The 568-nt window shown below is 68.8% G+C and carries 1 protein-coding gene; it reads left to right on the forward strand.

From position 1 onward, the window contains the following. On the forward strand, nt 1-568 hold a 568-nt coding region (locus ACLF3M_RS35410; protein ID WP_430661716.1), incomplete at both ends, for an IS1595 family transposase.

Genomic DNA, 568 nt, shown 5'->3' on the forward strand with positions numbered 1-568 from the left:
GCCGGCACGCCGGCGCGCACAGCGGCCGAGCTGCTCGGCATCCACCGCAACAGCGCCATCCTCTTCTATCACAAGCTCCGGGAGGTGATCTGGGCGCGCACCCGCGAGGGGCACCCGTTTGGTGGCGAGGTGGAGGTCGACGAGAGCTACTTCGGCGGCCACCGCAAGGGCGTGCGCGGGCGCGGCGCGGCCGGCAAGGTGCCGGTGTTCGGGCTGCTGAAGCGGCGCGGCCAGGTGCACGCGGTGATGATCGCCGACCTGCGTCACAGCACGCTGATGCCGATCATCCGCCAGCGCGTGCAGCCGGACTCCCTCGTCTACAGCGACGGCTACCACAGCTACGCGGCGCTCGACGTCTCGGAATTCCGCCACGTCCGGGTCGACAAGAAGCGGAGCTACGCGCAAGGCCGCGCCCACATCAACGGCATCGAGAACTTCTGGAGCCAGGCCAAGCGCCACTTGAGACGCTACAACGGCATCCCCCGCCAAAGCTTCCCGCTGTTCCTGGCGGAGTGCGAGTGGCGCTTCAACTACGCGCCGCCTCGCCGTCTGCTCAAAACCCTGGCCA

Origin of the sequence: Falsiroseomonas sp. HW251, from assembly GCF_050563545.1 — a bacterium.
In the GTDB taxonomy this organism is placed as follows: Bacteria; Pseudomonadota; Alphaproteobacteria; order Acetobacterales; family Acetobacteraceae; genus Falsiroseomonas.